This is a genomic window from Massilia sp. BGA-UO-ETr-WB1 (assembly GCF_059567845.1).
Genome location: NZ_JCAQOT010000027.1, coordinates 63,876 through 90,532 on the forward strand (window position 1 = coordinate 63,876; position 26,657 = coordinate 90,532).

The 26,657-nt window shown below is 66.0% G+C and carries 23 protein-coding genes and 4 tRNA genes; 19 read left to right on the forward strand and 8 right to left on the reverse strand.

The genetic code is table 11. The features are described from left to right. The first annotated feature begins 4 nt into the window (after positions 1-4). From AC56DV_RS27235 to AC56DV_RS27250, 4 genes are all read left to right on the forward strand, one after another. Positions 5-1,546, forward strand: a complete 1,542-nt coding sequence (locus AC56DV_RS27235) for a hypothetical protein (RefSeq protein ID WP_496317350.1) — start codon at positions 5-7, stop codon at positions 1,544-1,546. 50 nt (positions 1,547-1,596) lie between these two features. Then, on the forward strand, positions 1,597-2,424 hold the full coding sequence (locus AC56DV_RS27240) for a transporter (protein WP_496317351.1): 828 nt from the start codon (positions 1,597-1,599) through the stop codon (positions 2,422-2,424). Between the two features lie 84 nt (positions 2,425-2,508). Next, positions 2,509-2,976: a hypothetical protein gene (locus AC56DV_RS27245; RefSeq protein WP_496317352.1), complete on the forward strand. Its 468-nt coding sequence runs from the start codon at positions 2,509-2,511 to the stop codon at positions 2,974-2,976. A gap of 23 nt (positions 2,977-2,999) precedes the next feature. Then, on the forward strand, positions 3,000-4,361 hold the full coding sequence (locus AC56DV_RS27250) for an NAD(P)/FAD-dependent oxidoreductase (protein WP_496317353.1): 1,362 nt from the start codon (positions 3,000-3,002) through the stop codon (positions 4,359-4,361). Between the two features lie 29 nt (positions 4,362-4,390). Here AC56DV_RS27250 and AC56DV_RS27255 read toward each other — a convergent pair whose 3' ends face one another. Both AC56DV_RS27255 and AC56DV_RS27260 read right to left on the reverse strand, forming a co-directional pair. Next, on the reverse strand, positions 4,391-5,107 hold the full coding sequence (locus AC56DV_RS27255) for a sensor histidine kinase (RefSeq protein WP_496317354.1): 717 nt from the start codon (positions 5,105-5,107) through the stop codon (positions 4,391-4,393). A 97-nt stretch (positions 5,108-5,204) separates the two neighbouring features. Next, the gene (locus tag AC56DV_RS27260) at positions 5,205-6,851 is read right to left on the reverse strand and encodes a response regulator (RefSeq protein ID WP_496317355.1); all 1,647 of its coding nucleotides are present in this window, start codon (positions 6,849-6,851) and stop codon (positions 5,205-5,207) included. 202 nt (positions 6,852-7,053) lie between these two features. On the opposite strand from AC56DV_RS27260, the gene AC56DV_RS27265 reads away from it, so the two are divergent. After that, positions 7,054-7,476 carry a hypothetical protein gene (locus AC56DV_RS27265; RefSeq protein WP_496317356.1) on the forward strand — a complete coding sequence of 141 codons (423 nt, stop codon included), beginning with the start codon at positions 7,054-7,056 and terminating at the stop codon, positions 7,474-7,476. Between the two features lie 65 nt (positions 7,477-7,541). Here the strand turns inward: AC56DV_RS27265 and AC56DV_RS27270 are convergent, their stop codons facing one another. The 3 genes from AC56DV_RS27270 to AC56DV_RS27280 all read right to left on the reverse strand — a co-directional run bounded on the left by AC56DV_RS27270 (position 7,542) and on the right by AC56DV_RS27280 (position 12,653). Continuing rightward, positions 7,542-8,534 (reverse strand): diguanylate cyclase domain-containing protein, encoded by a 993-nt coding sequence (locus AC56DV_RS27270; protein WP_496317357.1) that lies wholly within the window; start codon positions 8,532-8,534, stop codon positions 7,542-7,544. A gap of 152 nt (positions 8,535-8,686) precedes the next feature. Further along, positions 8,687-11,680 carry a PAS domain-containing hybrid sensor histidine kinase/response regulator gene (locus AC56DV_RS27275; RefSeq protein ID WP_496317358.1) on the reverse strand — a complete coding sequence of 998 codons (2,994 nt, stop codon included), beginning with the start codon at positions 11,678-11,680 and terminating at the stop codon, positions 8,687-8,689. 124 nt (positions 11,681-11,804) lie between these two features. Beyond that, a complete protein-coding gene (locus AC56DV_RS27280; RefSeq protein WP_496317359.1) occupies positions 11,805-12,653 on the reverse strand; it encodes a response regulator in 849 nt (282 codons plus the stop codon). A gap of 322 nt (positions 12,654-12,975) precedes the next feature. Between AC56DV_RS27280 and AC56DV_RS27285 the strand changes: the two genes are divergently transcribed. The 7 genes from AC56DV_RS27285 (at position 12,976) to AC56DV_RS27315 (ending at position 15,661) form a co-directional block, all read left to right on the forward strand. Beyond that, a tRNA-Arg gene (locus AC56DV_RS27285) sits at positions 12,976-13,052 on the forward strand. A 57-nt stretch (positions 13,053-13,109) separates the two neighbouring features. Continuing rightward, positions 13,110-13,186: transfer RNA gene (locus tag AC56DV_RS27290), tRNA-Arg, on the forward strand. A gap of 34 nt (positions 13,187-13,220) precedes the next feature. Continuing rightward, a tRNA-Arg gene (locus AC56DV_RS27295) sits at positions 13,221-13,297 on the forward strand. Between the two features lie 41 nt (positions 13,298-13,338). Then, positions 13,339-13,415, forward strand: a tRNA-Arg gene (locus AC56DV_RS27300). A gap of 101 nt (positions 13,416-13,516) precedes the next feature. Continuing rightward, the gene (locus AC56DV_RS27305; protein WP_496317360.1) at positions 13,517-14,683 is read left to right on the forward strand and encodes an alpha-hydroxy acid oxidase; all 1,167 of its coding nucleotides are present in this window, start codon (positions 13,517-13,519) and stop codon (positions 14,681-14,683) included. 5 nt (positions 14,684-14,688) lie between these two features. After that, a complete protein-coding gene (locus AC56DV_RS27310; RefSeq protein ID WP_496317361.1) occupies positions 14,689-15,165 on the forward strand; it encodes a cupin domain-containing protein in 477 nt (158 codons plus the stop codon). 7 nt (positions 15,166-15,172) lie between these two features. Beyond that, positions 15,173-15,661, forward strand: coding sequence for a VOC family protein (locus tag AC56DV_RS27315; protein ID WP_496317362.1), 489 nt, complete (start codon positions 15,173-15,175; stop codon positions 15,659-15,661). Between the two features lie 7 nt (positions 15,662-15,668). On the opposite strand, the gene AC56DV_RS27320 is transcribed toward AC56DV_RS27315, so the two are convergent. Continuing rightward, positions 15,669-16,169, reverse strand: a complete 501-nt coding sequence (locus AC56DV_RS27320) for a hypothetical protein (protein ID WP_496317363.1) — start codon at positions 16,167-16,169, stop codon at positions 15,669-15,671. A 495-nt stretch (positions 16,170-16,664) separates the two neighbouring features. On the opposite strand from AC56DV_RS27320, the gene AC56DV_RS27325 reads away from it, so the two are divergent. Both AC56DV_RS27325 and AC56DV_RS27330 read left to right on the forward strand, forming a co-directional pair. Further along, positions 16,665-17,108: a YciI family protein gene (locus AC56DV_RS27325; protein WP_496317364.1), complete on the forward strand. Its 444-nt coding sequence runs from the start codon at positions 16,665-16,667 to the stop codon at positions 17,106-17,108. A gap of 97 nt (positions 17,109-17,205) precedes the next feature. After that, positions 17,206-17,358, forward strand: a complete 153-nt coding sequence (locus tag AC56DV_RS27330; protein WP_496317365.1) for a hypothetical protein — start codon at positions 17,206-17,208, stop codon at positions 17,356-17,358. Between the two features lie 2 nt (positions 17,359-17,360). On the opposite strand, the gene AC56DV_RS27335 is transcribed toward AC56DV_RS27330, so the two are convergent. Then, positions 17,361-18,314, reverse strand: coding sequence for a D-2-hydroxyacid dehydrogenase (locus tag AC56DV_RS27335; protein WP_496317366.1), 954 nt, complete (start codon positions 18,312-18,314; stop codon positions 17,361-17,363). Beyond that, on the reverse strand, positions 18,314-19,261 hold the full coding sequence (locus tag AC56DV_RS27340) for a LysR family transcriptional regulator (protein ID WP_496317367.1): 948 nt from the start codon (positions 19,259-19,261) through the stop codon (positions 18,314-18,316). Before AC56DV_RS27340 ends, AC56DV_RS27335 begins: the two co-directional genes overlap by 1 nt. A 123-nt stretch (positions 19,262-19,384) precedes the next feature. Here AC56DV_RS27340 and AC56DV_RS27345 point away from each other — a divergent pair, with 123 nt between their 5' ends. The 5 genes from AC56DV_RS27345 (at position 19,385) to AC56DV_RS27365 (ending at position 26,592) form a co-directional block, all read left to right on the forward strand. Then, entirely contained in the window at positions 19,385-19,594 is a 210-nt protein-coding gene (locus AC56DV_RS27345; RefSeq protein ID WP_496317368.1) for a hypothetical protein, read from the forward strand. Beyond that, on the forward strand, positions 19,591-20,457 hold the full coding sequence (locus AC56DV_RS27350) for an alpha/beta hydrolase (protein WP_496317369.1): 867 nt from the start codon (positions 19,591-19,593) through the stop codon (positions 20,455-20,457). Before AC56DV_RS27345 ends, AC56DV_RS27350 begins: the two co-directional genes overlap by 4 nt. A 182-nt stretch (positions 20,458-20,639) precedes the next feature. Next, positions 20,640-21,884, forward strand: coding sequence for an efflux RND transporter periplasmic adaptor subunit (locus AC56DV_RS27355; protein ID WP_496317370.1), 1,245 nt, complete (start codon positions 20,640-20,642; stop codon positions 21,882-21,884). A 27-nt stretch (positions 21,885-21,911) separates the two neighbouring features. Next, complete coding sequence (locus AC56DV_RS27360; RefSeq protein ID WP_496317371.1) at positions 21,912-25,097, forward strand: efflux RND transporter permease subunit; 3,186 nt, start codon at positions 21,912-21,914, stop codon at positions 25,095-25,097. 1 nt (position 25,098) lies between these two features. Further along, positions 25,099-26,592: an efflux transporter outer membrane subunit gene (locus AC56DV_RS27365; protein ID WP_496317372.1), complete on the forward strand. Its 1,494-nt coding sequence runs from the start codon at positions 25,099-25,101 to the stop codon at positions 26,590-26,592. Positions 26,593-26,657 lie beyond the last annotated feature (65 nt).

The window sequence follows — 26,657 nt, forward strand, 5'->3', positions numbered from 1 at the left end:
CTGGATGGATGCCGAAAAACCCTTAGTAATCCGCACGCTGGACGAACATCTGTCCTCCGATCAAAGTTTCGCCTCCGCGCTGGCGCGTACCGTGGGCGCGCTGGCTGCTGCCGATGGCACCGTCACCCTGGGCCAGTTCGCCGCCGTCACCGACCTGGCCGGCGAAGGCAAGGCTTCCGCTGTTTTCACCGCACTGGTATTGAACGCCATTGAATCCGGGGTCAGCGTCGACTGGGCGCTGAATGCCTTGGCGCGCTGCGCGCCGCCGGTGGACTTGCAGACCCGCGAGCAGGCCTACGACATGCTGCGCCCGCTGGTGGCGCTGCAGGGGACCAAGGCGCGCGCGCTGGCGCAGCGGGTGGCCAAGGCGCTGGACCTGCGCCTGCGCACCGACGAGCTGGCCACGCTGCCGCCCGATGACGAGCGCGGCCTGCTTGGCAGCATCGGCCAGCAGGCGCGCAAGCTGGTGAAAGGCCGCAGCCTGGGCGACGTGGTGGCGGATTTCGGCCGCAGCACCGGCCACAGCGAACTGCTGGACGGCGCGCGCCGCTTCCAGGGCGGCAAGCTGGACCAGGAACAGCTGCGCGCCATGGTGCGCGAGGCCACCGCGAGCATCGGCCAGGGCATCAGCGCCTACCAGGAGCTGTCCGCCTCGCTGGCCGCCTCGGCGTCGAACGCCGAGCGCATGATGACCGCCGCGCTCGAGTTGCGCGCCCAGGTGCAGCAGCGGCTGGCGCTGGTGGACGCGCGCGTGGCCTACGAGCGCAGCACGCTGTTCCAGGATATCGACGACGCCGTGCACGACGCCGGCAACGCCATCGAACTGGCGATTGCCGACCGGCTGGCCACCGACCAGTGGAAGGACGGCGACGTGTGGGAAAGCATAGGCCGCAACCAGTTCGGCCAGGAAATGGAGCGCCGCCTGGACCGCGTGGTGCGGCGCAAGGAAGAGGCGCTGAGCCTGATGCAGCACGATTTGCGCCTGTTCCAGTCCGGCATGCGGCTGGGGCAGACCAATGTGTTCCAGCGCGAGCACCACGCCGCGCTGGCCAGGCTGATGCCCAGCCTGCGCATCGGCACGCGGCTGGTGAACACGGTCGATACGGCCGCCAGCCTGACCCTGATGGGCGGCGCGGTGGCGGCGGCGGGCACCGGCACGGTGGCGTATCTGTTCGGCGTGGCGGTGGTGATGCCGGTGCTGGCGCCGGCCGCGCCGTTTGTCGGCGGCGCGGTGCTGCTGGCGGGCGCGTTCAAATGGTTTGCGGACGGCGGCAAGCGCAAGCGCTCGGAAATCCGCGACAAGCGCCGCGCCTTCGAGGAAGAGCTGCGCGCGCGGTTCAAGGTGGCGGAGCAGTCTTATCTGGCGCAACTGGATGAGGTGGCGCAGGGCTTCCACGAATCGGCGCGGCAGATGCTCACGCCGCTGCTGCTGGAGGCGGAGGCGGCCGGACGTGTGCAAGGCATGCGCGAGCGCATCGCCGGCAAGGTGATTGCGCAGTCGCAGGCGGCCATCGCGCAGCTCGAGAATCAGCTGCAGCAGGACTGATCGGCGCCCGGCGCGCCGTGGTAGGCTGGCGGTCTCGATACGGAGGACTCATGGGAGTGCTGATGATCATGCGGCCGGGCCTGCTGCGCGCCGCCTTTGGGCTGGCTGCGGGCCTGTTCCTGGCCGCGCCGGCCATGGCGCAGGAGCGCCTGCAGGACAGCGCACAGGGTGGCGCAGCCGTGGCCCCGCCGGTGTCGCCATACCGGCCCTCGGTGTCCAGTCCGGCGCAGCTGCCGGCGCCCGGCCAGCTGGAACTGGAGCTGGGCGGACTGGCCAGCCGCGACGGCGCCGCGCGCCGCGCCAGCCTCCCGTATACCCTGAAGCTGGCGTTCAGCCCGGAATGGGGCGTGCTGCTGGGCGGCGAGGCCTGGGTTTCCGACCGTGAACAGGATACGCCCCGGCTGCGCGGCGTGGGCGACACGCAGTTCGTCCTCAAGCGCGCCTGGCAACTGGGCGAGGCCGGCGGCCTGGGCCTGGAGCTGGGCGCCAAGGCGCCCACGGCCCGGGACGGCATCGGCAGCGGCCGCGCGGACTACAGCGTGAACGGCATCGCCAGCCGCGACTTCGGCAGCGTGCACATGGATGCCAACCTGAACCTGACCAGGCTGGGCGGTGCCGAAGCGGGGCAGGGCCGCGTGCAAACCGGCGCCTCGGCGTCCTTCTCGCTGCCGCTGGACGATCAATGGGGCGCCACGGCGGAGCTGGCCGGCACGCGCCGCAGCGGGGCGGGAAGCACGGCGCAGCTGCTGCTGGCGGCGGCCTACAGCCCGCACCCGCGCCTGACCATCGATTTCGGGGTGGCGCGCGGCCTCGCGCGGGCCTCGCCGGACTGGCAGTTCTTCAGTGGAATAGTGTTGCCTTTGGCTAAAATTTGGTAGGGTTATGTGCGAAAGCGTACATACAGATAGTTGCTCGCAGCTTAGAATGAAGCTGCAGTAAACCCATAACCATAAGATGACACCATGAAAAAACTCCTCATCGCCGCCAGTCTGCTGGCAATCTCCCTGACCTCCGCTGCGCAAAATGTGTCCATCAGCGTGGGCCAGCCCGGCTTTTACGGCCGTATCGATCTGGGCAACATGGCGCCGCCGCCGGTCATCTATGCGGAACCCATCATCGTGCACCGCCCGGTGCGCGTGATCGAGCAGCCGCTGTACCTGCGCGTGCCTCCCGGCCATGCCAAGAAGTGGTCGAAGCACTGCGGCGCCTACAACGCCTGCGGCCGCCGCGTCTATTTCGTGCGCGACGACTGGTATGTGAACGACTATGCGCCGCGCTACCGCACGGAGCACGCCCGTGGCGGCCATCATGACGGCCGCCGCGACGATCACCGTGACGACCACCGCGACAAGCACGACAAGCATGACAAGCATGACAAGCATGACAAGGGCCACGGCAACGGTCACGGCAAGGGCCACGGCAAAGACTGAGTTTTACCGGCTTCAGGAGCGACATGCATAGCAAAATCGTGATCGTGGGAGGCGGGGCCGGCGGACTGGAGCTGGCCTGCAAGCTGGGCCGCAAGCTGGGGCCGCGACAGGTGATGCTGGTCGATAGCCGGCTGTATCACATCTGGAAACCTTCGCTGCACGAGGTGGCGGCGGGCACCCTGGATATCCACCAGGAAGGCCTGTCCTACCAGATGCTGGCCCACGACAACGGTTTTACCTATGTCTATGGCGCCCTGACGGCGCTCGACGCGCCTGCCAAACGGCTGACGGTGGCGGCCATCGCCACCACCGAGCACGAGGAAGTGCTGCCCGAGCGCCGCATCGGTTTCGATTCGCTGGTGCTGGCCATCGGCAGCACCTCCAACTACTTCGGCGTGCCCGGCGCCGAGCAGCACACCATTTCCCTGAACGCCACCGAGGACGCCGAGCGCTTCCGGCTGACCCTGCTCAAGCTGCTGACCAAGGCCGCGCTGAAGAAGGGCGCGCCGGGCGCCACCGAGGTGGTCGAACCGGCCGCCGCCGCGCCGGCCGGGGCTGGCGTGGACATCGTCATCATCGGCGGCGGCGCCACCGGCGTCGAGCTGGCGGCGGAACTGCGCGAAGCGAGCGGCGTGTACGCCGCCTACGGCTTCGGCCACCTGGACCCGAAAAAGGACGTCCGCATCACGCTGCTGGAAGGGGCGCCGCGCATCCTGGCGCCGCTGCCGGAGCGGGTGTCGGCGGCCGCCCTCAAGCTGCTGGAAGAGCGCGCCATCACGGTGGTGACATCGACCCGCGTGACGGCCATCGACGCCGACTACGTGACTACCGGCGACGGCGGGCAGGAAGGCAAGCAGGACAGCAAACGATACCCCGCCGACATCGTGGTGTGGGCCGCCGGCATCAGGGCGCCGGCGTTGCTGGGCACGCTGGGCTTGCCCACCGCCAAGGGCGGCCAGCTGGAAGTGGACGGCAGTTTGGCCGTCAAGGGCCACCCAGGCATATACGCGCTGGGCGACTGCGCCCTGTGCCTGGGCGCGGACGGCAAGCCGGTGCCGCCGCGCGCGCAGGCCGCGCACCAGCAGGCCGACTACCTGGTGCAGACTTTCCTGCGCCAGGCGCAGGGCAAGGCGCCGCAGAGCGCGCCTTATGTCTACAAGGATTACGGTTCGCTGGTGTCGTTCGGCCAGACCTCATCGGTCGGTAGCCTGATGGGCTCGCTAAAAGGGCTGAACTGGTTTGTCGACGGCTTCGTGGCGCGCCTGATGTACACCAGTTTGCACCTGATGCACCACCAGGCCGTGCTGGGCACGGTGCGCACCGGCGTGCTGGCGCTGGCGCGCTTCCTGATCAAGCGCACCACGCCGCTGGTGAAGCTGCACTGAAGGGGGGGGCGGGCGCGCCCGGCCGGCTGCTACGGCGCCGGCTTGGCGACGGGCTTGGGCAGCACCACGGTCAGGATGGCGCCCCCGCCGCTGCCGGCCGCCAGGGTCAGCGTGCCGCCCAGGTAGGCGGCGCGTTCGCGCAGCACGCGCAGGCCGTGCTTGGCGCTGTCGGCGCCGATCACGTCGGCCTGCAGCGCCGGACCCACGCCGTTGTCCTTCACCGTCAGCATGATCTCGTCGTCGTTGTCGTCCACGATCACGTCCACCATGCTGGCCTGGGCGTGGCTGACGATGTTGCGCAAGGCTTCTTCCAGCGCGCGCAGCAGCACCACATTGTGGCTGCGCGGGCTGTGCGGTTCCTCTTCCGGCAGGCTGCAGCTGGCCGCCAGGCCGTGCTGCTCGCCGAACTGCGTCACCAGCTCGCTCAGCGCCACGCGCACGCCGAGAAATTCCAGCTTGTCGTTCCACAGCCGGTGCTGCATCTGGCGGTTGGTTTCTATGATGGTGTGCAGCAGATTTTTCATCTGCGTGGCGCGCTCGAGCAGGGCCGGGTCGGGCGGCAGCTTTTGCGTCAGCAGGCCGAGGTGCATGGTCAGCGCGGTCAGCGAGGAGCCCATGCTGTCGTGCAGCTGGCGCGACAACGAGCGGCGCTCGTTGTCCCAGCACGCGTTGACGTGGCCGAGCAGTTCGCTCAGCTCGGCGGCGCGCTGGCTGTCGTAGGGAACGGGATGTGCCTGTGCGGACATAAGGAGAGTCTCAGAGTAAGAATGATCTGTTTTTATGCGGCGATCATACCTGAGGTTGATTTTCTTTGTCGCACTGCGACATGGGGTGCGCCCGCCGTCAGGTGCGGGCGGTGGCCGGGGCCGCCGGGGCCGCGCCCGCCGAAGCGGCGCAGCTGCCGATCGCCTTCATCAGGTTGTCGATATCGACCGGCTTCACCAGATGCATGTCGAAGCCCGCTTCCAGCACGCGGCGCTGGTCCTCGGCCAGGCCGTAGCCGGTCAGCGCGATCAGCTTCATGCCGCGCGTTTCTTCGCTGGCGCGCAGGCGGCGCGCCACTTCGTAGCCGTCGATGCCCGGCAGGCCGATATCGACCAGCGCCAGGTCCGGGCGGTAGGCGGCCGCCAGTTCCAGCCCCTGCAGGCCGTCGGCCGCGTTGCGCACTTCATAGCCGTAGCAACTCAGCATCATCGACATCATCTCGCGGCCGTCGTCGTTGTCTTCGATCAGCAGCACGGTGGGCTTGCCGGTTTCAGTGGTATCCATAATCTCTTGCCTCGGTTCGGATGGCCGCTCGCAGCGCGGCAGCCGAATAGTGAAGATGCTGCCTTCGCCATTGCCGCCGCTGAAGGCGGCAACGTTGCCGCCGTGCAGCTCGGCCAGGCGACGCACCAGCGCCAGGCCGATGCCCAGCCCCCCTTGTGCGCGGTCCAGCGTGCTAGAACCCTGGACGAAGACATCGAAAACATGGGGCAGCAGCGTGGCCGGTATGCCGACCCCGCTGTCCTCGACCGACAACAGCACCTCCTCGCCGTCGGTGTCGCAGCAGACTGTGATGCTGCCGCCGGGCGGCGTGTATTTCAGCGCGTTGTCCATCAAGTTGCAGAATAGCTGTTCCAGCCGCGTGGCGTCGCCATGCACCCAGCCCGGCCCCGCTTCCAGCGTGACCGCGTAGCCGGCGGTGCGCCCGGTGGTGCGGTAGGTTTCCATGCAGGTGCTCAGCAGGACGGACAGTTCCAGCGGCGCGCGGTTGAGCAGGATCTTGCCCGACATGGCGCGGCTCAGGTCCAGCAGGTCGTCGACGATGCGGCCCAGGTGGCGGCTCTGGCGCTGGATGATGTGCTTGGCGCGCGCCACCGCGTCGGCCGCCACGCCCGGCAGCGCGATCAGCGAGGCGGCGCTGCTGATGGCGCTCAGCGGGTTGCGCAGCTCGTGGCCCAGCATGGCCAGGAATTCGTCCTTGGCATGGTTTTGCTGCTCGGCCACTTTGCGCTCTTCGATCTCGCGCGTGAGCTTTTTGTTGGTGGCCGTCAGTTCCGTGGTGCGCAGGCTGAGCTGGCGCGCCTGCCGCTTCAGCTCCTCGTTCTTGACGGCCAGCGCCACGAACACGGAAATCTTGGCGTGCAGAATTTGCGGAATGATGGGGGTGAACAGGAAGTCCGCCGCGCCGCGCTGGTAAGCCTTCAGGCGGTCCAGCTCGTCGGCCACGAAGGCGGTGACGAAGATGATGGGGATGTCGGCCGAGCGGGCGCGCTGGTGGATCGCCTCGGCGGTTTCGAAGCCGTCCATGCCGGGCATGTTGACGTCCAACAGGATCACGGCGAAATCGTGCATCAGCACCTGGCGCAGGCCTTCCTCGCCCGAGCGGGCAGCCAGGACGTCATAGCCTTCCTGGTCCGACCATTGCGCCAGCAAACTGGTCAACGCGAACAGGCTGTTGGCGTCGTCGTTGACGACCAGCACTTTGGGTTTGTCTACTTTAGGCACGTTGTTGTTGGAGCCACGGAAAGGAAAAATTTCGCCTGACAAACTATTGATCGATCATAACAACCTGATAAGTGAAAGTCAAAAGCGCGCACGGCTATCGCGCGCGGCCACGGCCGCGGCCAGTGTTCGGCTGCGCACATACAGCACCGGCCGCGCATGCCATAGTCGTCCCGTGCCGACCAACCCTTGAAAAGGATGCATCATGAATATCGATACTGTTGTGGATAAGGAATACGTGGGCAAGTGCTTCCGCGAATTGGCGGCTGCGCCGGTAAGCGCACTGAAGGGCGTCAGCGCCGCCGACGCCAAGGCGCTGGCCAAGGCGTTCAACGTCGGCACGGTGCGCGAGCTGGCCGAGCTGGACTTCGTCAAGTGGGCGCAGGCGATCACCATCCTGGCCGACCGCGAGCAGGAAACGCCGGCCCAGATCGCCAAGGAAACGCTGCTCGACGAAGCGGTGGAAATGACCTTCCCGGCCAGCGACCCGATTTCGGTCGACGCCGGCATCACCCGGATTGAAGTGGCGCCGGACATGGTGGATGCGCAGGGCGACCACCAGCACGCGGGCAAGGTGGAGCAGTCCACCGAAGAGGGCACGGCCAAGGAAACGGCTGCGGCGCACTGAAACGGCGCGTGGCGGGACGGGGCCGCGCGGCATGCTGCGCGGCCCCGTTGCATTGCGGGCCGCGTTCACGCGACCGACGCGCTGTGCATGGCGGGATGGCTGGGGACGTAGGCTTCGGCGGCCGCCGCTTCGGGCTGGGCCGCGCAATGGCGGTTCTTGCCGCCGCGCTTGGCGTCGTACAGGGCCTGGTCGGCTTTCTCGATCAGCGCCTGGACATTGTCGGCATGGTCGGGATAGAGCGCGATGCCGATGCTGGTGGACAGCTTCAAGGTCAGCGCGCCCACCTGGTAGGGTTCGGACACCACTTCGATCAGCTTGGACGCCGGTTCCTGGGCGTCGCCCAGGCTGCCCACTTCACCCAGCACGATGACGAACTCGTCGCCGCCGACGCGCGCCACGGTGTCTTCCTTGCGCGAGGAGCCGACCAGGCGGCCGGCCACCAGCTTCAGGATCTCGTCGCCGCAGGCGTGGCCGTGGGTGTCGTTGATGGCCTTGAAGCCGTCCAGGTCCAGATACATGACGGCGGCCTTGTGCTGGTGGCGCGCGGCGTGCTGCAGATTGGTGGCGATGCGGTCCTCCAGCAGGCGGCGGTTGGGCAGCCCGGTGAGCGGATCGTGCAGCGCCAGTTCCTGCTGCTGCTTGCTGTACTGCGCCAGCTCCTTGTACAGCAGGCGCACTTCCAGCATGTTGTGGATGCGCTTGTGCACTTCCAGCAGGTCGAAGGGCTTGCTGATGAAGTCGCGCGCGCCCGCTTCCAGCGCCGCGATCTTGAAGCTGGGCTGGGCGGTCAGCGCCAGCACCGGCAGATAGCCGTCCTGTTCGATTTCCTTGAGCCCCTTCATCACCTGGAAGCCGTTCAGCTCCGGCATTTGCAGGTCCAGCAGGATCAGGTCGTAGCAGTGCTGGCGGTGCAGTCCGCACACCTGTTCGGGCAGCATGGTGGACGAGACATTGCTATAGCCGGCATCGCGCAGGATTTCGAGCATCAGGTCGATATTGTCGGCGCAATCGTCCACCACCAGTATCTTGGCGTTCAGAATCTCGTCCGGGCTAGGCATAGTAATGTCTCGTCAATACAGGTTGGGGCGGTGATATTTCTCAAGCTCCGAGTGTAGCAAAGGATCGCGACGTTGCTTGTAGGACAGCGCCGCGTCTTCAGGTAGGAGCGCAAGTTATTCTCTATGGAAAGAAATATTTCCATTGGTAAAAATTATCGTGTTTGTGCCGCCAATGCAACAGCACGCACCAGTTCGGCCGGTTCGACCGGTTTGGACACGTGGTCGCGGAAGCCGCACTCCAGCGCGCGCAGCCGGTCTTCCGAGCGGGCGAAGGCGGTCAGCGCAATGGCCGGCACGGCGCCGCCGCGCTCCGGCCCCAGCGCGCGCACCTGGGCCAGCAGCTCGAAACCGTCCACGTCCGGCATGCCGATGTCGCTGACCAGCAGGCTGGGGCGTTCGCGCTCGACCAGGCGCAGCGCCTCGGCCGCATTGGCGGCAGTCAGAACGGTAGCGTTACAGTCGCTTAGTATGCGCTTGATCAGGTCTCTTGCGTCGATTTCGTCGTCCACCACCAGCACGCGCATGCCGGCCAGGTCGTGCTGGCCGCCCTCGGCCGGCACGGCCGGCAGCGCCGGCGGCTGGGCCGCCTGGAAGCGGGCCTGGCGCGCGGCGCCGCTGGGGGCGGTGGCCAGCGGCAGGCTGACCGTGAAGCTGGCGCCGCGTCCCTCGCCCTTGCTGGCCACCGACACGGTGCCGCCGTGCTGCTCGACCAGGTGCTTGACGATGGACAAGCCCAGCCCCAGGCCGCCGTGGCGGCGCGTGGTGGTGGAGTCGGCCTGGCGGAAGCGCTCGAACACGTGGGCCAGGAATTCGGGCCGGATGCCGATGCCGGTGTCGGCCACGGTGATGGCCATGTGGCCTTCGGCCTCGGTCACGCTCACCCGCAGCGCGCCGCCCTTGGGCGTGAACTTGATGGCGTTGGTCAGCAGGTTCCAGATCACCTGCTGCAGCCGGCTGGGGTCGGCGGCCACCAGGCCGGTGCTATGGAAGTCGCGCTCGATTTGTATGCTCTTGGCATCGGCCCCCGGGCGCACCGTCTCGATGGCGGCATCGACCACCGTCAGCGGCGACAGGGTTTGCATATCCAGCAACACTTTGCCTGACGTGATGCGGCTCATGTCCAGCAAGTCCTCGATCAGCTGGGCCTGGGCGCGCGCGTTGCGCTCGATGGTTTGCAGGCCGCGGTGCAGGTCGGCCTCGTCGCGGCTGCCGCGCCGCAGCACCTGCGCCCATCCGAGGATGGCCGTCAGCGGCGTGCGCAGCTCGTGCGACAGCGTGGCCAGGAATTCGTCCTTCATCTGGCTGGTGCGCTCGGCTTCGGCGCGCGCGCTGCGTTCGCTGTCCAGCAGCACCTTGCGCTCCTCGGCGGCCTGCTGGGCGGCCTCGTACAGGCGCGCGTTGTCGATCGCCACGGCGGCCTGGGCCGCAATGCCGCCGATGATGCGCTCGGTGCGCTCGTTGAACATGCGCGGTTCGGGGTGGCCGAAGAACAGCGAGCCGATCACCTCGCCCGAACGCGACACCACCGGCACGGCCAGGTAGCTGCGCACCGACGGGTGGCCGTTGGGCACGCCCCGGTGCGGCGCGTTCTGGCCGTAGCGCGGGTCGCGCAGCAGGTCGTCGCTGCGCAAGGTGCCTTCGCCGCGCATGCTGGGGCCGAACAGGGCGGTGGCGCGCGGATGCGGGAAATGGACGAACGCCTCCGGCGGCATGCCCGACAGCGTATACAAGGTGAGCACGCCGCCGTCGGCGCTGGTGCTGTTGTAGAAGAAGGCGCCGAAGCGCGCGCCGCTGATGCGGGTGGCCGCGTCCGTCACTTCCTGCAGCAGCGAGCGCAGGTTGCGCTTGGAGGCCAGCGCGTTGCCGGTGGCGTTCAGCAGTTCCAGGATGGCGCTTTCGTCGCGCAGCGCTTCCTGCACCCGCTTGACCTGGTCGACGTCGGTGCTGGTGCCGAACCAGCGCACCAGGCGGCCGGTGCTGTCGCGCACCGGGTTGGCGCGCGACAGGAACCAGCGGTAGTGGCCGTCCGCGCCGCGGATCGGAAATTCCATCTCGAAGGGGGTGCCGGTGCGCAGCGCTTCCTGCCAGTGCTGGCGGATCGCCGGCAGGGTTTCCGGGTCGTACACGTCGTCCCAGCCGGTGGGCGGCGCGGCCTCGCGCGCCAGGCCGGTGTATTCGTACCAGCGCTCGTTGTACCACACCACGGCGCCGTCGAAGCGGGCGATCCAGGCCAGTTGCGGGATGGCGTTGGCCATCGCCTGCAGTTCCTCCTGGCTCTGGCGCAGCGTGCTTTCGGCCGCCTTGCGGTCGGAAATGTCCTGCACCATGCCGGTCATGCCCAGCACCGCGCCGTCCTCGGCGTAGTTGCCATGGCCGACCACGGACAGCCAGCGCCGTTCGCCGCCGGCGCGCTCGACGCGGCATTCGATGTCGAAATCGGTGCGGTGTTCAAAGGCGTCCAGGAAGGCGGCGCGGGCCGGGGCGCGGTCGTCCTCGAAAATGTGCTCGCTCAGCGCGTCCCAGGTCAGGCTGGTCTCGCCGCCCAGGTCCAGCAGTTCGGCGGCGCGCCGGCCCAGCGTCACCAGGTTGCTGCCGGCATCCCACAGCCAGTCGCCCAGCTTGCCCGCCGCCAGCGCCACCTGCAGCCGGTTGGCGCTTTCGCGCAGCGCGCGTTCGTCCAGCTTGCGCTTGGTGATGTTCTGGATCGAGCAGGTCAGGCCTTCGGCCGACGGATAGGCGCGCACGTCCAGCCAGATCTTGCGCGGCAGGTAGTACAGCTCGAAGCCCACGCTCTGCTGCATTTCCATGGCGCGCCGGAACTGCGCTTCCAGCACGGTGCCGCGCAGGCCGGGGAAGGCGTCCCACAGGTTGGCGCCCAGCGCGTGCCGGCCGCCGTTTTCCAGCGGGTGGATGATGTTGGCCGCCTGCGGATTGATATAAGTGACAGTCCAGTCGTGGTCGAGCACGATGAAGCCGTCGGTGATGCTCTCCAGGACGGTTTTCAGGCGCTCGTTGGAGCGGCGCAGCTCCTCGCGCGCTTGCTGCATCGCGTGCTCGGCGCGCTGGCGGGCCAGCAGCACGCTGTTGGCGCTGCGCATGGCAGCCGAGTGCATGCGCGCTTCCTCTTCTTTGTCGAGTTTGGCCACTCAGGCTCTCCTGGAGGTAGGCGCCTGTGCCGCGCAAGGGTGGGGGTCACAGTAAATCATGGGTGTCTGCATCTGGGGGACGGCCGAACCGGACCGTGGCTTCATTGTAGCCGTCTTGTGCGCTTTACAACCGCACCGTTGGTACGCGCGCCGCCGCGCTGGCCAGCACCTGCCGCAGCTGGTCGATCTCATAGGGTTTTTGCATCGATACGGCGGGGAAATCGAGCTGGCTGGTGAAACCGCCGCCGTAGCCGGACGCGAACACCACCTGCAGCTGCGGCTGGCTGCGCAGCGCGCTGCGCGCCAGCTCCACGCCGGACATGCCGGGCAGGCTGACGTCGCTGAACAGGATGCCGTAGCGGTGGTCCGCCAGCATGGCCACGGCCTGCTCGCCGTCGCCGGCGGCGTGCACCTCGTAGCCCAGCGCGCGCAGCATTTCGCACACCAGGTAGCGCGCGTCCGGATTGTCCTCCACCACCAGGACGCGGGCGTGGGCGGGCGGCGCCTGCTCCTGCGCCGCCGGGGCGGGCGCCGCCGCCAGCTGCATGGCGCACAGCACGCCGCGCACCGCGCCGGACTCGTCGCGCAGCGGGGTGTAGTGCAGGTCCAGCAGCAGTTCGCTGGGGGCGCCGTCGCGCCACAAGGGCATGGACTGGCCGGGGTAGGCCAGCGCCGCGCCGCCCCAGGCCGCTTCCATGGCGGCGTGGTTCCAGCCGAACACGGGCGGCTGCATGATGGGCACGCTGCCGCCGGGCACCGATTCCGGGCGCATGCCCATCAGCGCGGCGTAGGCGCGGTTATATAGCAGGATTTTCTCCGGCCCCCAGGCGATGGCCATTGCTAGTGGGCAATTGAGCAGGATGTCGACCGGCAGCCGCAGGCAGGGCGGCCAGGAAGCGGGCAGGCCGAGCGCGGTGCGCGACCAGTCCAGGGGCGGCAGGGTATGCAGGCTAATGCTGTCTTGTTGTGTCATCCGGGGCGCCCGTCGTTGCGAATTTGACCATTGGCCTGATGCTACACCAGCGCAGGGCGAAAAAAAAGCCCGCTGCGAGAGCGGGCTGAATCTATTTCCCGTTAGGAGAATAGAGGAGACAGGTGTAACTATGCAGCATGCCCTACGGAAAATCCAATTGCCTTTCGTGATGAGCAGTATCAGTTTGGTGAATGAATTGCGGCGCCCACGCGGAATCGATTTCCCTCTGGACAAGCAGAATGGATATGCCTATAATCTTGCTTCTTTCGACGGGGAACCAGAGAAAGAAAGCGAAAACTGCAGAATATCCGTGGTTTCCGATGCGGCTGTAGCTCAGCTGGATAGAGTACTTGGCTACGAACCAAGGGGTCGTGGGTTCGATTCCTGCCAGCCGCACCAGTTTGTTGTAGTAAAATGCGCTGATCGTACAGCGTATTGCAGTAACAGTAATGACAGGCGGCTGTAGCTCAGCTGGATAGAGTACTTGGCTACGAACCAAGGGGTCGTGGGTTCGATTCCTGCCAGCCGCACCAGTCTTGCTGTGTTGTATTGATGAGAAGTTTTTTTGCGGCTGTAGCTCAGCTGGATAGAGTACTTGGCTACGAACCAAGGGGTCGTGGGTTCGATTCCTGCCAGCCGCACCAGTTTTTCAGTAGTACCGTTGTAGATGTACCAGCAGTAAAAAGCGGCTGTAGCTCAGCTGGATAGAGTACTTGGCTACGAACCAAGGGGTCGTGGGTTCGATTCCTGCCAGCCGCACCAGAATACGAGGGCCAGATCGGAAGATCTGGCCCTTTTCGTTTTGTCCTTTTCATTTTGCGCTTCCTGTTATGATTTGCTGAAATGGCAACCCGGGGGAGTGCATGACCATCATCACCTGTATCGAAGACTTGCGCGTTCTGGCGCAAAAGCGCGTGCCGCGCATGTTTTACGATTACGCCGACGCCGGTTCCTGGACCGAATCCACCTACCGCGCCAACTGCAGCGACTTCGAACCCATCAAATTCCGCCAGCGGGTGGCGGTCAACCTGGAAAACCGCAGCCTGGCCAGCAGCATGGCGGGGCAGGCGGTGTCGATGCCGGTGGCGCTGGCGCCGACCGGGCTGACCGGCATGCAGCATGCCGACGGCGAAATCCTCGCCGCGCGCGCCGCCGAGGCGTTCGGCGTGCCGTTCACCCTGTCCACCATGAGCATTTGCTCGATCGAGGACGTGGCCGCGCATACCACGAAACCGTTCTGGTTCCAGCTGTACGTGATGAAGGACCGCGAATTCATCAACCGCCTGATCGACCGCGCCAAGGCCGCGCGCTGCTCGGCGCTGGTGCTGACGCTGGACTTGCAGGTGCTGGGGCAGCGCCACAAGGATATCCGCAACGGCCTGTCGGCGCCGCCCAAGCCCACGCTGGCCAACCTGCTCAACCTGGCCACCAAGCCGCGCTGTTGCCTGGGCATGCTGGGCACCAGGCGGCGCGGCTTCGGCAACATCGTCGGGCACGCCACGTCGGTGTCGGACATGTCGTCGCTGTCGTCGTGGACCAGCCAGCAGTTCGACCTGAGCCTGTCATGGAAGGACGTGGAGTGGATCAAGCAGCGCTGGGGCGGCAAACTCATCATCAAAGGCATCATGGACGCGGAAGATGCGCGCCATTGCGTGGCGGCCGGCGCGGATGCGCTCATCGTGTCCAACCACGGCGGGCGCCAGCTGGACGGCGCGCAGTCGTCGATCGGCGCGCTGCCCGCCATCGTCGACGCGGTCGGCAAGGAAATCGAGGTGCACATGGACGGCGGCATCCGCTCCGGGCAGGACGTGATCAAGGCGCTGGCGCTGGGCGCGAAGGGCGTCTATATCGGGCGGCCTTTCCTGTACGGGCTGGGAGCGATGGGCGAGCAGGGCGTGACGCGCTGCCTGGACATCATCCGCAACGAGCTGGACCTGACCATGGCCTTCTGCGGCCTGCGCGACGTGGCGCTGGTGGACAAGAACATCCTGCTGCCGGGCAGCTATCCGGGCAGTAATTCAATACGGTGACGGCCATGACGACTCCCGCCGAACTCCTGACCGCCGCGGCGATCGCGGCCATGCCGGGCAAATCCAAGGTGCACCTGCTCAATCCCGAAGCGACGCGGACATCCAAGTCGCTGGGCGCCGCCACGGGGCTGACCGACCTGGGCTTGCATCTGATGGCGGTGCCGCCCGGCCGCGAATACTCCGAATACCACCGCCATCTGTATGAAGAGCAGTGCTTCTATATCCTGTCCGGCTGCGGCGAGGCGGTGATTGAAGAACAGCGCTGCGCCATCGGCGCGGGGGATTTTCTCGGGTTTCCCAAGAATGGCGCCGCGCACACCATACTGAATACCGGCAGCGAGCCGCTGGTAATGCTGTGCGCGCGCACCAACCTGGAGCAGGACGTTTGCGAGTATCCGCGCAAACAGAAGCGTCTCTATATGAACGGCACCGATGAAGCCGTGGTTGATTTCGCCGACATTCTGTCCGTGCCACCTAACTGAGGATTCCATGCTCGACCAAGCTGCAGGCCATGTATTTTCATCCGAAGGTGTTGCCGCACTGGCGCCCAGCCAGCGCATGCATTTGATTTTGCTGGGCGTTGCGAACGTGCCGAAGGCGGCGCGCTTTTATGAGGCGCTGGGCTGGAAGAAGTCCGCCACCGGCAACGATGGTTTCGTGAAGTTCGATATGGGCGGCTACGCGCTGTGCCTGATCAACCGGGCGGACCTGGCCAACGATGCGCTGGAGCCGGTGCCTGAGAAAACCGGCTTTTCGGGCATCGCGCTGATCCACCTGGCGCGAAGCGCCGAAGACGTGCCGCGCATATTGGCCAAGGCGGTGGAGGCGGGTGGCAGCATCGTCAAGCCGGCTACCCGCACCGCCTGGGGGATAGCCGGCTACTTCAAGGACCCGGATGGGCACCTGTTCGAAGTGGACTATGAAGCGGTATGGGTGTTCGACGATGCGCACCGTTTGGTGGTCGATAAAGTGAATTAATGCCGGTTTAGCGCCGCGCGGTGTTCGCTCCCTTGCACGCCAAACCGTACTGGGTGGCGGTGCAGCCGAGCTGGATGCATTTCGCCGCATGGTAGCCGGCGGCGCGGCATTGCCTGAGCGTCTCCTTCAATGGGTCGCTGCGTTCCGATTTGTCGCTGGCGTACCTGGCTTGCACTGGCGCGGGGCGCGACGCCTTGGACTTGCTGGCCACGGCGCGCTTGCGGGGCCGTTCGGGCGGCGCGGCGCCGGCGGCGGCAGCTGCAGGCTCCTGGCTGGCGGTCTGCGGCGGGGATGTGTCTGCAACGCGCGGCGCCGGCTCGGCTGCCGGCGTTCCGGCCTGTTCTGCGAGGGTTGCCTGCGGGCCGCCGGGCTGCGGCGAAACGCTAGGTGCGGGCTGGGCATGCCGCGCAGGGATAGGCGCCCTGGCCAGCACGGAAAGCGATTTGTCCACTTTGCTCTCGTTGTACAGCCACAGGCCTCCGCCGCCCACGGCGAGCGTGGCCAGCAATACTGCCGTTGCCGTCGCGGCACGGCGGCCCCAGCGATCGAACCAGTCCGGCTCGTCGGGCGCGGGCGAATATGCAGGCTCGTTTGGTATGTTCCAGACGGGCGGCGGATCGGATGTCCATGGGGTATCCGGCAGTGGAGGTGGCGGCGCCCATGCTTGACCCTCCGGCGCGGCTTCCGGCGCACGTCTCCATACGCCGTCCGGCGCGGCGGCCGCGCGCGGCGCCTCTGGCGGAGAGGGCGGCGTTGGTTGCGGTGGTGATGGCGGCGGCGGTGTCCGCGCCGCATGCCGCTGCCTCGGTGGCAAAGGTGGCAGCGGGTGGCTATCGCCTATGTCTTCCAACAGCTGAGCTTTCATTCACTAGGCCTGACAATCTTGTATCGATCAAAGATACTAGCGGATCTGCACCGGCAGCGGTGCGCGCTTGCGCGGTGCCGGCGCCCGCCTGCGGTGTGTTAGTGTGCTGAAATATTCTTATAAGAAGGGAGCAAAACCATGTGGAAACAATCCTTGGCAATCCTGTGCGGCGTGCTGGCCCTGTCCGCGCTGCCGGCCGTAGCGCAAAGCGACCCTGAGCTGGCCAAATCGCTGGGCGGCGACGAAATGGGCATGAAGAAATACGTGCTGGTCATTCTCAAAACCGGCCCCAAGAAGATGCCCGCCGGCGCGGAGCGCAATGAAATGTTCAAAGGCCACTTCGCCAATATGCAGCGTCTGTCGGACGAGAAAAAACTGGCGCTGGCCGGTCCGCTGGACGGCGTCGACGGCTGGCGCGGCTTGTTCGTGATGGCGACGGCGGACATCGAAGAGGCGAAGAAACTGGTGGCCACCGACCCCGTCATCATCAATGGCGAAATGGTCGCCGAATACCACGCCTTCTACTCGTCCGCCGGCTTGATGGCCGTTGGCGAGATCCACAAGAAGATATCCAAGAAATGATCCGGGGGCGCGGTTAGTGGACGCAGTTTGACGCGGCTCAAACCTGCCGACCAAGCGGGACGTTGCCGAGTTGAACGCGCGCCTGACGGCGATTGAAGTGCAGCTACCCTATCTGGCCACCAAAGCCGACCTGAAATACGAGGTCGACAAGCTGCGCACCTGGATGATGGGCGTCGCGATCGGCCTGTTCTTCTCGCAGGCCGGCATGAGCATCACGCTGTTTTTCTTACTGAAGCAGTCGCTGGCCTGACGCTATCCCACCATATTGACTGGCTTGCCCGCCACAAACGCCTCGACGTTGTCGATCAGCTGGTCGGCCAGGATCTGCATGGCTTGCATGCTGGCCCAGGCGATGTGCGGGGTCAGGATGAAGTTGGGCAGGTGCAGGTTGAGCAGCACGTTGTCTTCCGGCGGCGGCTCCTTGACCAGCACGTCGAAGCCCGCGCCGGCTATCACGCCGGTGGTCAGCGCCTTGGCCAGCGCGGCTTCGTCCACCAGGCCGCCGCGCGCGGTGTTGATCAGCAGGGCCGAGCGCTTCATCCGTTCCAGCTCGGCGGCGCCGATGCTGTTGCGGGTCTGGTCGTTCAGCGGCGCATGCAGGCTGAGCACGTCCGAAGTTTCCAGCAGCTCGTCCCACGACACATTCTTGACGCCATCCTCCTGCACCGGCGTGCGCTTGTGCACCAGGATTTCCATGCCGAAGGCGCGCCCCAGCCTGGCCACCGCCTGCCCCAGCGCGCCATAGCCCAGCAGGCCCAGCTTGCTGCCGGCCAGGTCGGTGATGGGGTGGTCGAACATGCAGAACTTGTCGGACTTTTGCCATTTTCCGGCCTGCACGTCGGCCCGGTAGGCCAGCAGGTTGCGGCGCAGCGCCAGGATCATGGCGAACACGTGCTCGGGCAAGGTGGCGTAGGCGTAGTTGCGGATGTTGGAGACCACGATGCCGCGCTCGCGGCAGGCGGCCAGGTCGATGATGTCGGTGCCGGTGGCGGCCACGGCGATCATTTTCAGCTCCGGCAGCTGCGCCAGCGTGTCCGCGCGCAGCGGCACCTTGTTGGTGATGGCGATGGTGGCGCCGGCCAGGCGGCTGGCTGCCTCGCCCGCCGCGGTGGCCGCGTACTCGGCCCAGCTGTGGCTGAACGCCGGGCGGCGCACGTTGGCGATCAGGCTTTCACGGTCGAGGAATACGATATGGTGGTCATTCATCAGGCGGCCTGTTGAGTGGGGGCGAGGTTGGGCGTGGTCCGGATGCGCATGCCGGGATGGGCGGCGAAATGCTCGGCCACCCATTCCACGAACACGCGCACCTTGGCCGACAGGTGTCGGTTCTGCGGATAGACTACATGAATCGGGATCGGATCGGTAATCCATTCGGCCAGCACCTGCACCAGGCGGCCGTCGCGCAGGTATTCTTCCAGCGCGAAGTCGGTCATCTGCACGATGCCCAGCCCGGCCAGCCCGGCCGCCACGTAGGCGTTGCTGTCGTTCAGCGCGATGAAGCCCGGCAGCGGCGTCTGGATGCGTTCGCCGTTCAGGGTGAAGTCCCAGTCGTAGATCTTGCCGGTCTTGGACGAAAAGTAATTCACGCAGCGGTGGCGCTCGAGGTCGCGCGGGTGCTGCGGCACGCCGTAGCGCTGCAGATAAGAAGGCGCGGCGCAGGTGACGAAGCTGAGCACGCCGATGCGGCGCGCGATCAGCGCCGAATCGCCCAGGATGCCGCCGCGCACCGCGCAGTCGACGCCTTCCTCGATCAGGTCCACCGGGCGGTCGCTGCAGCCCAGTTCCAGCGTGATGTCAGGGTAGCGCTCGAAAAAGTCGGGCAGGGCGGGGATCAGCACTTCGCTGGCCAGGCCGGTGGGCGCGTCGACCCGCAGCCGTCCGCTGGGGCTGAGCTTGGTGCGCGACAGCGACTCCTCGGCCTCGCGCACGTCCGACAGGATGCGCAGGCAGCGCTCGTAATAGGCGGCGCCGTCGGCGGTCACGCTGATCTGGCGCGTGGTGCGGTGCAGCAGCTTGACCGCGAGGGCGGTTTCCAGTGCTTGCACCAGCGTCGACACGCTGGCCTTGGGCAGCTGCATGTTCTCGGCCGCGCGCGTGAAGCCGCCGGCGTCGACCACCTGCACGAACACTTCCATTGCTAGCAGTTTGTTCATCTATTTCCTTATTGTTCGGGATTCTGAACAATCAATTCGACTTCGAGCTATTTATCGGATTGTAGATCAAGACTATAGTTCATGCATGCAGAAATGTAACGCAGTGCCACTAGGAGTTTAACCATGAAACATCGGGATGGAATCTTTGCAACGATCGCGTTAGCGCTGAGTTCGTTCGCCTTGGCCGGAATGATGTGCACCGACTTGTACTCGGCGGCAGCCGGTACCGAAGTCCGTGGCGTCAACGCGCTGACCCACGAGGTCATCGGGGGCGGTATGGTGGCCAGCGCGGACAGCCTGGCCAAGACCAATTCTGCGGCGGTGCAGCAATGATGGATCCGGTGCCGGCGCAGTTGAAGACGCGCGATATCGAAGTGGCCGGGGCCCATGGCCCGCTGGCCGCCCGCCTGTACAGCGGCGCCTGGTCTGGCAACCCCGCAGGCGCCCCTGCCGGCAAGCGCGATACGCTGATCGTTTTCTTCCCCGGCGGCGGTTTCGTCAGCGGCGACCTGGACGAGGCGGACGAGTTCCTGCGCGGCCTGGTCAGCTGCAACAGCGGCTACCTGGTGCTGGCCAGCAGTTACACCCTTGCCACCACCAGCCCCTTCCCGGCGGCGGTGGAGGACGCCCACGCCGTGCTGCTGTGGGCGAAGAAGAACAAAACCAAGCTGGGCTGGAATGGCAAGCGCCTGATGGTGGCCGGCATTGAAGCCGGCGCCAACCTGGCCGCCGTCAGTTCGCTGATGTCGCGCGACCGCGGCGGCCCTGCGCTGTCGGGCCAGATCCTCATCATGCCCATGCTGGACCCGGGCCTGTCGAGCAGCTCCATGCGGGAGCTGCCGACATGCACCGACAAGGCCAAGGCGGCCGACGTGTGCGCCGCCGGCTACCGCGGCTACCTGCCCAATGCGGCGGACCGTACCCATCCTTACGCCTCGCCGCTGCAGTCGAGCCGGTTGAAGAATCTGCCGCCGGCGCTGATCCTGTCGGGCGAGGACGACCCATTACGGGACGAAGCTGAACAATACGGTACCAAGCTGATCTCCTGCGGGATCAAGACCACGGTGCGGCGCCTGCCTGCCGCCCCCGTTTCCGACGTTGAAGCGCGCAACGAATGCGCGTGCAAGGTGTTTGCACTGAGCGAGATCGCCTGTTTTATCGCCGGGCTGGATGGGACGGAGATCCCGCCATCATGAATAACTAAACAAAAACGTTTACATATTATCTGGCTGCCAGTATATTTGTAGACGAGAGACATTCCAAGCAGTAACAAAATTTCCGTGCCTCGTGCGCGGTAGGGCCGTCTTGTCCCGACGTTTTGCAGTGACGAGCGGTATCGCCACATCTATTAAAAATTTTCATACAAAAAGGGATTAATATGAAAACCGAGAAAAACTTCAGCACCTTGCTGCGCCCACTGGCTGCCGCAATGGTTGTAGCAGGGTTGGCAGCCATCAGCCTTGCAGGATGCGATACCGCCAACGGCAAGACCGCCGAAGCGCCGGCCGCCGGCGGCCCGCCGATCTCCGCCGCCGCCGTGGTGGAAAAGAACGTCACCGAGACCCAGGAGTTCTCGGGCCGCCTGGAAGCGATCGAACGCGTGGAGATCCGCTCCCGCGTCAGCGGCTTCATCACCGCCGTGAACTTCAAGCCGGGCAGCGAAGTCAAGAAGGGCGACGTGCTGTTCCAGATCGACGCCCGCCCATACCAGGCTGAACTGAGCCGTGCCGAGGCGGCCGCCAACTCCGCGCGCGCCAAGGCCGACCTGGCCAAGCTGGAACTGGCCCGGGCCGAGAAGCTGCTGGCCGACAAGGCCATCGCGCAGCGCGAATACGACGAGAAGTCCTCCAGCCTGAAAGAGCTGGACGCCAACGCCCGCGCGGCCACCGCGCAAGCCGAGGCGGCGCGCCTGAACGTGGCGTACACGCAAGTGGTCTCGCCGATCAACGGCCGCGTGTCGAAAGCCGAAATCACGCTGGGCAACCTGGTCGACGCGTCGGCCGTGCTGACCTCCGTGGTCTCGCTGGAGAAAATCTACGCCAGCTTCGACGGCGACGAAGACACCTTCCTGCGCGTGGGCACCGCCGCCACCAAGGGCCAGCCGGTCACCGTGAAAGTGGGCCTGGCCAATGAAACCGGCTTCCCGCACGAAGGCAAGCTGGAATTCGTGGACAACCAGCTCGATCCGCGCAGCGGCTCGGTGCGCATGCGCGCCACCTTCGCCAACGCCGACAACGCGCTGGTGCCAGGCCTGTTCGCCCGCGTGCAGCTGGAAGGCGCCGGCGCCGGCAAGCCCGCGCTGCTGATCAACGACCGCGCCGTGGGCACGGACCAGAACCGCAAGTTCGTGTTCGTGGTCGGCGCCGACAGCAAGGCCGAATACCGTCCCGTCACGCTGGGCCCGCAAATCGACGGCCTGCGCGTGGTGCGCGACGGCCTGAAGCCGGGCGAGAAGATCGTGGTCAACGGCCTGCAGCGCGTGCGTCCGGGCGCCCCGGTGACGGCGGAGATCGTGAAGATGGATTTCGATCCGTTGGCCCCGGCCCCCGCCAAGCCTGAAGCAAAAAAAGAAGAGAAAGTCGCTGCCGCAGCCGCCAAGGCCGGCAGCACTTCGAAGCAATAACTTCGAAGCAATAACGAAGGATAACCTATGAACTTTTCACGCTTCTTTGTCGATAAACCGATCTTCGCGGCGGTTCTATCGATCATCATTTTCGTCGGTGGATTGATCTCCATCTTCAAGCTGCCCATCTCCGAGTATCCGGACGTGGTGCCGCCCTCCGTGGTGGTGCGCGCGCAGTATCCCGGCGCGAATCCGAAGATCATTGCCGAAACCGTGGCCGCGCCGCTGGAAGAGCAGATCAACGGCGTCGAGAACATGCTCTACATGTCGTCGCAGAACACGTCGGACGGCGCGCTGGCGCTGACCGTGACGTTCAAGATCGGCACCAACGTCGAGCAGGCCGAAACCCAGGTGCAGAACCGCGTGCAGCGCGCGCTGCCGCGCCTGCCGGAAGAGGTGCGCCAGATCGGCGTGACGACCGTCAAGTCGTCGCCCAACCTGACCATGGTGGTCCACTTGCAGTCGCCCGACGGCCGCTATGACGATCTGTACCTGCGCAACTACGCGGTGCTGAACGTGAAGGACCAGCTGGCCCGCATCAACGGCATGGGCGAAGTCCAGCTGTTCGGTTCCGGCGACTACGCCATGCGCGTCTGGCTCGATCCGCAGAAAGTGGCGGCCCGCAACCTGACCGCCGGCGACGTGGTGGCCTCCATCCGCGAGCAGAACGTGCAAGTGGCGGCCGGCGTGATCGGCCAGGGGCCGGCCAAGGACGCCGACTTCCAGCTGACCGTGAACACGCAAGGCCGCCTGCAGACCGTCGAGGAATTCGGCAACATCATCGTCAAGACCAACGCCGACGGCGCTGTCACCTTGCTGAAGGATGTGGCGCGCCTGGAAATGGGCTCGAACTCCTACGCCCTGCGCTCGCTGCTGAACAACAAGTCCGCCGTGGCTATCCCTATTTTCGAAGCCCCCAACGCCAACGCGCTGCAGCTGTCCTCGGACGTGCGCGCCAAGATGGCCGAGCTGTCGAAAGATTTTCCGGAAGGCGTCGAATACAGCATTGTGTACGACCCAACCCAATTCGTGCGCGAGTCGATCGACTCCGTGATCCACACCCTGATCGAAGCGATCGTGCTGGTGGCGCTGGTGGTGATCATCTTCCTGCAAACCTGGCGCGCATCGGTGATTCCGCTGCTGGCCGTGCCGGTGTCGGTGGTGGGCACCTTCGCGGTGATGATCGCGTTCGGCTTCTCGATCAACACGCTGTCGCTGTTCGGCCTGGTGCTGGCCATCGGTATCGTGGTCGATGACGCCATCGTGGTGGTGGAGAACGTCGAGCGCAATATCGCCAACGGCCTGACGCCGCGCGACGCGACCATCCAGGCCATGAAAGAGGTGAGCGGCCCGATTATCGCCATCGCCCTGGTGCTGTGCGCCGTGTTCGTGCCGATCGCCTTCGTGTCCGGCCTGACCGGCCAGTTCTACCGCCAGTTCGCGCTGACCATCGCCATCTCGACCGTGATCTCGGCATTCAGCTCGCTGACCCTGGCCCCGGCCCTGTCGGCAGCCCTGCTGAAACCGCATGACGCGCCGAAAGACGCGCTGACGCGCGGCATGGACAAGATCTTCGGCCGCTTCTTCGCTTGGTTCAACCGCTTCTTCGGCCGCGCGTCGGACAAGTACGAAGTGGGCGTGCAGGGCGTGCTGCGCCGCAAATCGGCCGCGCTGGGCGTGTACGCGCTGCTGGCCGTCGCCGCCGTGTTCATGTTCAAGGCCGTGCCTTCGGGCTTCGTTCCCGCGCAGGACAAGCAGTACCTGGTGGGCTTCGCCCAGCTGCCGGACGCCGCTTCGCTGGACCGCACCGACGCCGTGATCAAGAAGATGTCCGCCATCGCCCAGGAAATCCCGGGCGTGGAAGCCAGCGTGGCTTTCCCCGGCCTGTCGATCAACGGCTTCACCAATGCGCCGAACTCCGGCATCGTGTTCACCACGCTCAAGCCGTTCCACGAGCGCAAGGACAAGAGCCAGTCGGCCGAGGCCATCGCCGCCGAGATCAACAAGCGCATGGGCGCCGTGCAGGACGCGTTCGTGATGGTGTTCCCGCCGCCGCCGGTCAATGGCCTGGGCACCATCGGCGGTTTCAAGATGATGCTGGAAGACCGCGGCAACGTCGGCTACGACGAGCTGTACAAAGCCAGCCAGGCGATGCAGATGAAAGCATGGGGCAATCCGCAGCTGCAAGGCGTGTTCTCCAGCTTCCAGATCAACGTGCCGCAGCTGTTCGCGGACGTGGACCGCACCAAGGCCAAACAGCTGGGCGTGCCGCTGGCGACCATCTACCAGACCTTGCAGATCAACCTGGGTTCGCTGTACGTGAACGACTTCAACCAGTTCGGCCGCACTTATCAGGTGCGCGTACAGGCTGACGCGCCGTTCCGTTCGCAGGCCGAGCAGATCGCCCAGCTGAAAGTGCGCAACGACAAGGGCGAGATGATCCCGCTGTCGTCGCTGATGCGTGTGAAGGACAGCTACGGCCCGGACCGCGTGCAGCGCTACAACGCCTACGTGTCGGCCGACATGAACGGCGGCCCTGCGCCGGGCGTTTCGTCGGGCACCGCGCAAGCCATCTTCGAGCAGATCGCCAAAGAGACTCTGCCAAAAGGGATAGCCTACGAGTGGACTGATTTGACTTTCCAGGAGATCCTGTCTGGTAACACCATGATCTATGTGTTCCCGCTGTGCGTGCTGCTGGTGTTCCTGGTGCTGGCTGCCCAGTACGAGAGCTGGACCCTGCCGCTGGCGGTGATCCTGATCGTGCCGATGTCCATCCTGTGCGCCCTGATCGGCGTGAAGGTGACCGGCGGCGACAACAACATCTTCACCCAGATTGCGCTGTTTGTGCTGGTGGGGTTGGCGTCGAAGAATGCTATTCTGATTGTGGAATTCGCCCGCGAACTGGAAGACCATGGCCGCACCGTGCTGCAAGCCGCCCTGGAAGCCTGCCGCCTGCGTCTGCGTCCGATCCTGATGACGTCGATCGCTTTCATCATGGGTGTCGTGCCCCTGGTGTTCTCGAGCGGCGCCGGTTCGGAAATGCGCCATGCCATGGGTGTGGCGGTGTTTGCCGGCATGCTGGGCGTGACCTTCTTCGGCCTGTTCCTCACGCCTGTGTTCTACGTCCTGCTGCGCACCCTGGCCCAGCGCATGGAGAAGAAATCCCCGGCCGACGCCGCTGCGGCGCCTGCCAAACTGGAAGGGACTCACTAATATGAATATGATCGCGAATATGATCGGCAAGGGTGTGGCGCCACTGGTCGCAGCGCTGCTGCTGACCGCCTGCGCCGCGCCAACTTTCAAACAGCCCGAGATCGCGGTGCCGACGGCCTTCAAGGAAGGCCAGCTGCCGGCCAACGCGGTGCAAACCGCCGCCGACGGCAGCCGCTGGAAGCAGGCGCAGCCTGCCGAACAGCAGCCGCGCGGCGAGTGGTGGCTGGCCTTCAACGATCCGGCCCTGAACCAGCTGATCGGCGAAGCCACCAAGGCCAACGCCAACCTGGCCGTGGCGGCCGCCCGCGTCAAGCAGGCGCGCGCCATTGCCGGCATCGCCGAAGCGGACCGCATTCCGCAGGTCGGCGTGGGCGTGGGCGCCCAGCGCGCCCGCAACTCGGCGCAGTCGCTCGGCCTGCCGGCCGGCTCGCCGGTGGCGCCGCAGACCAGCTACACCGCCAGCCTGACCGCCAGCTACGAGGTCGACCTGTTCGGCCGCGTGTCCTCCGGCGTGGACGCGGCCCGCAGCGACGCCGCCTCGGTGGAAGCGACCTACCGCTCGGTGCTGCTGGCGGTGCAGGCCGACGTGGCGCAGACTTACTTCCGTCTGCGCGCCACCGACGCCGAACTGGCCACGCTGGAGCAGACCGTCCGCCTGCGGGAAGAAAACGTAAAGGTCAACCAGCGCCGCTTCGACCTGGGCGACATCGGCGAATTCGACCTGTCGCGCGCCAAGACCGAACTGGCCACCTCGCGCGCCGAAGCCATCGGCCTGCAGCGCACCCGGGTGACCACCGAGCACGCGCTGGCCGTACTGCTGGGTAAACCGGCAGCCGACTTCACGGCCGGCGTCAGCCCGCTGCTGGATTCGTCGCTGCTGCCCGCCATCCCGGCCGGCCTGCCGTCGGCGCTGCTGGAACGCCGTCCGGACATCGCCTCCGCGCAGCGCGCCATGGAGGCGTCCAACGCCCGCATCGGCGTGGCCCGCGCGGCCATGTTCCCGGCGCTGAACATCAACGCCAACGGCGGCGGCGCCGCCGGCACGTTCTCGGAAGTGTTCAAGTGGAGCAGCCGCTCGTGGGTGCTGGGCGCGCTGATGTCCATGCCGCTGATCGACGGCGGCCGCAACAAGAACAACGTGGTGCGCAGCGAAGCGGCGCTGGAAGAATCCGTGGCCAGCTACCGCCAGAGCGTGCTCACCGCGTTCGCCGAGGTGGAAGACAACCTGGCCGGCCTGCGCATCCTGTCCGGCCAGACCCAGGAAATCGACGACGCGCTGGTCTCGGCGCGCCGCTCGGCCGACCTGGCGCAGAAGCTGTACGCCGCCGGCCGTTCCAGCTACCTGGACCTGCTGGACGCGCAGCGCAACCTGGCCAGCGTGGAACGCGCGGCGGTGCAGCTGCGCGGCAGCCGTGCCGTCACCACCGTGGCGCTGATCCGCTCGCTGGGCGGCGGCTGGGATGCCGGCGCGCAGCTGGCGGTTGCCTCCAAGTAATTTTGAGTTAATCCTATACCGGTAGTTCTCGTTTTGCCCTTGACGGCGCCAGTGATGGCGCCGTT